The organism is Streptomyces sp. NPDC110618, from assembly GCF_055657065.1.
Window position 1 is genome coordinate 1 of sequence record NZ_JBVKBN010000047.1, and the last position, 3,284, is coordinate 3,284.

Sequence of the window (3,284 nt, forward strand, 5' to 3'; positions counted from 1 at the left end):
CGTTCTCTACGCCATCCTGCGCGACCGTCGCCCCTACGAGGCCCGGCCGCCTCTTCGTCTCGTGGCTTGACAACAGCATTAGGCAGCGTTCTCTTTGCTGGGCATGAGTTCGTCGAGGAGGGCGAGGGCGCGGCGGTGGGCGATGATCGTGCGGGCCGTGTCCATGTACCGGTCGCGCTGCTCGAAGGCTTCTTGGGCTTCGGCACGGGTCTTGGCGTAGTCGTCTTCCGGTGCGAGGGAGTCGGCGCAGCCGATGAGGCAGCGCGGGCCGAGGTCCCAGATGATCGCGTTGACGGCGGCGCACCCGGCGGACAGCGAGTCGATGTCGTTGCCGTACCAGTGGAAATCGTGCGGGTTGAGGCCGAGGTCGCGCAGGCGTTGGGCGACGGAGCGGAACATCGTGCCGGAGCCGACGGCGGGTTCGCGGAAGGACATGCCCGGCTTGGCGAAGTCCTTGTCCACGGTCATGTTGGCGAGCAGGTCGGTGACGCACGCCGGCGTGTGGTACTCGCCGCGCCACTTCTTGTCGCTCTTGTGGCGGAGGCCGGTGAGCAGGGGGCTGAGGATGTCGGCTTCGGAGCGTTGCCAGGGGTCGTCGTGGCCGGTGAGGTCCATCAGGCCGGTGTTGATGGCGGCGCGGGTGACGGCGTGGACGGCGCGGAGCTGCTGCTTGTCGGGGTCGGGGTTCCAGGCCCAGTCGTGGAGGCGTATGGCGCGGTTGATCAGGTCGGGGCGCTTGATCCAGTGGCCGAGGTAGATCTCCTTGAGGAGCTGCGGAAGTTGTTCGGGTTGGAGGTTGAGCACCCAGTCCGCCAGGCCGGGCACGTTGCGTAGCAGGGAGAGCCCGGCGACGGTGCCGAGGGGGACGTCGATGCTGCTGCCGCCGAAGGACTGGTACCAGGCGTCGAGGACGTTCTCCGCGATCTTGCGGGCGTGCTCGTGCGGGTCGCGAGGGGCGGCGTAGCGGCGGGCGGTGATCTTGCCGGTGGGGCGGGCTTTGGACTGGGGCGGGGGCTTCTTCGCCCACGACGGCGCGGGCCGCGCGGCGGTGGCCGGGGCTGCCGCGCGGGGCAAGAAGTCGTCGGACATGACGGCGGGTTCCTTTCTGCGGGCGCGCATGGGGCCGCCCCGGTGCGCGGTGCGCGGCCGGGGCGGCGGGTGGATGGGGTTGGGAGCGGGATCAGCTGGCCTGCTGGAGGTCCCGGAGGGTGGCGAAGATGCCGCGGATCTCGACGTCGTAGGCAGCGGCGGGGTACCCGGCCTGCCGCAGGCCGTTGATGAGGAACATCAGGGCCGCCTCGTCGGTGTCCATGTCGCTGATCAGTTGGTCGAAGCTGGTGTCGCGCAGCTCGTCGGGGCGGTGCTCGTAGCCGATGCGCAGGGTCTTCTCGATCTCGGCGAGGGTCGCGGCGGTCTGCTTGTCGGTAAGGCCGAGCAGGGCGGACCAGGCCGCCAACGTGGCGTCGTCAACGGGGAGCTTCACGGGAGCTGATGCCTTTCTGGTGGGCCGTGCCCGGCCGCGCGGGGCGGCCGGGCACGGGCGGGTCAGGAGGTGGGGGCGGTGGGGAAGGGGTTGTCCCGGTGGTCGGGGTGGCAGGCGGCGTAGAGGCCGCCGGGGAGGCGTTCGGTGATGACGCCCCATCCGGCCCAGCTCATGACGGCGAGGTAGCCGAGGTCTCCGCCCGCGAAGCCGGTGCGGGCCTTGGCGTCGGGGTCGGGCTTGATGAACACCCAGCCGGGCAGGTCTCCGGTGTCGTCGGGCATGACCTGGAAGCCGGGGCGCAGTTCGTGGACGCCGTCGGTGTGGATGGGCGGCATTCCGGCGGCGGTCAGGATGCGTACGGCCTCTTGGACCTGCTTGTGGCCGTGGTACTCGGGCAGGGTGCCGACGCCGGTGTGCAAGGGCCGCTCGTACGGGAGGCGGCCGACGGCGGCCTTGTAGATGGTCATGAGGAGTTGGGCGTCGTCGCGGCGGCCGGCGTGGCGCATGGCGATGTTCGCGACGATGGTGATGGAGTGCCGGTCCTGGGTGAACAGGCGGCGGAATTGGTCGAGGGTCATGCCGGTGGTCACCTGTACGCGGGCGAAGGTGCGTGAGGCGAAGCGGACGGCGTATGCGACGTGTTCGGGGTCGAGCCCTATCTGGTGGGCGAGTTCGCGGACTCCGGGCGAGTAGTCGGTCATTGGGTCTCCAAGAGGCGCTTGCGCGTATGGGTGCGCCCCCGGCGTTTGGCCGGGGGCGCGGGGTGCTGTTGGGGTTGGGGGATGGTTAGCGGCGTCCGCCGCATCCGGCGTGGCCGCAGCCGCCACAGAAGCCGCCGCTGTTGCATTCGCAGCCGCATCCGTGGTTCTGGGTTTCCATTCCAATTCCCCTTCCTATTCGGGCGTTTCCCGAATTCCTTACTTATATCTTAATGGCAAATACCCCAGAAGCAAGGTATGGCCGACTGAATGCGCATTTAATTTCCGCAATTCAATTCCCTAATTCGCGGCAGCCGGAATGAGATCGGGCCAGCGGACGGCCTCCAGCGCACGGCGGTGCGAGTCGGGCACGGGCACGGTCGGGTAGCCGAGCCAGTCGAGCCCCATCGCGGCGAGGATCGTGGCGTCCGCCTGGTCGTAGCGGCCCGGCCCTTCGCACGGGACGCCGTACCGCTCGACGGCCACCGAGCGCACCATGCCCTTCGCGATCCGGGCCCGGTCCTTGCGCGGGAAGTCCTGGGCCGGGTTGGCCCGGCCGGTCGCGTAGATCGTGCGCCCGTGCGGGGTCACCACGGCGTACGGGATGCGGTGGCGCCACAGGTACTGCGTGACCAGCCACCACAGCCCGGCCAGCTCGTGGTGCCCGGCCTGCCCACCCTGGGCATACGCGGCGCCCTCGACTACCACCAGGTCCGCGCCGTCCTTCACGCTCAGCGCGACAGCCGCGACCAGCCAGTCCAGCCGCTCGTGGCTGCGGCGCCGGCCGGGCCGGTACACCCGCGCCCAGTCCGTGCCCGCGATGCCGGTCGAGGTCAGCGACAGGTCGAGACCGACAACACGCGGCTGCCATTCCCCTTTCTCCTGCACGCTCGGCAGGGTCACCGGGGCGCTTTGAAGTTCGGCGGTCACCGATCACCCTCGCCGGTTGCCGCGCGATGGTCGGTGATAAGCCGGTTGGCCTCAGCCATGGCCGGGGTCAGCTCAGCCTGAAGTGCCCCGGGTTTCGTGGAGTCCGGTGGTCTTGTTTCAGGCGGACTGCGGGGGTTGCTCCAGTCTTCGCCAGTAGTCGCGTTCGTACTCGG

General features: G+C 69.5%; 4 protein-coding genes. All 4 read right to left on the reverse strand.

All coding sequences use genetic code 11. The annotated features are described in order from the left end of the window. Window positions 1-78: 78 nt before the first annotated feature. The 4 genes from ACZ7L7_RS37135 to ACZ7L7_RS37150 all read right to left on the reverse strand — a co-directional run bounded on the left by ACZ7L7_RS37135 (window position 79) and on the right by ACZ7L7_RS37150 (window position 3,069). On the reverse strand, window positions 79-1,089 hold the full coding sequence (locus tag ACZ7L7_RS37135) for an N-6 DNA methylase (protein ID WP_472078022.1): 1,011 nt from the start codon (window positions 1,087-1,089) through the stop codon (window positions 79-81). Between the two features lie 91 nt (window positions 1,090-1,180). Beyond that, window positions 1,181-1,483 (reverse strand): hypothetical protein, encoded by a 303-nt coding sequence (locus tag ACZ7L7_RS37140; RefSeq protein ID WP_472078023.1) that lies wholly within the window; start codon window positions 1,481-1,483, stop codon window positions 1,181-1,183. Between the two features lie 62 nt (window positions 1,484-1,545). Next, window positions 1,546-2,184 carry a hypothetical protein gene (locus ACZ7L7_RS37145; protein WP_472078024.1) on the reverse strand — a complete coding sequence of 213 codons (639 nt, stop codon included), beginning with the start codon at window positions 2,182-2,184 and terminating at the stop codon, window positions 1,546-1,548. Window positions 2,185-2,481: 297 nt separating this feature from the next. Further along, window positions 2,482-3,069 carry a hypothetical protein gene (locus tag ACZ7L7_RS37150; protein WP_472078025.1) on the reverse strand — a complete coding sequence of 196 codons (588 nt, stop codon included), beginning with the start codon at window positions 3,067-3,069 and terminating at the stop codon, window positions 2,482-2,484. Window positions 3,070-3,284 lie beyond the last annotated feature (215 nt).

Excerpts from the sequence above, each read along its gene's own strand:
- ACZ7L7_RS37135 (WP_472078022.1), bottom strand. The coding sequence starts at position 1,089 with ATGTCCGACGACTTCTTGCCCCGCGCGGCAGCCCCGGCCACCGCCGCG.
- ACZ7L7_RS37145 (WP_472078024.1), bottom strand. The coding sequence starts at position 2,184 with ATGACCGACTACTCGCCCGGAGTCCGCGAACTCGCCCACCAGATAGGG.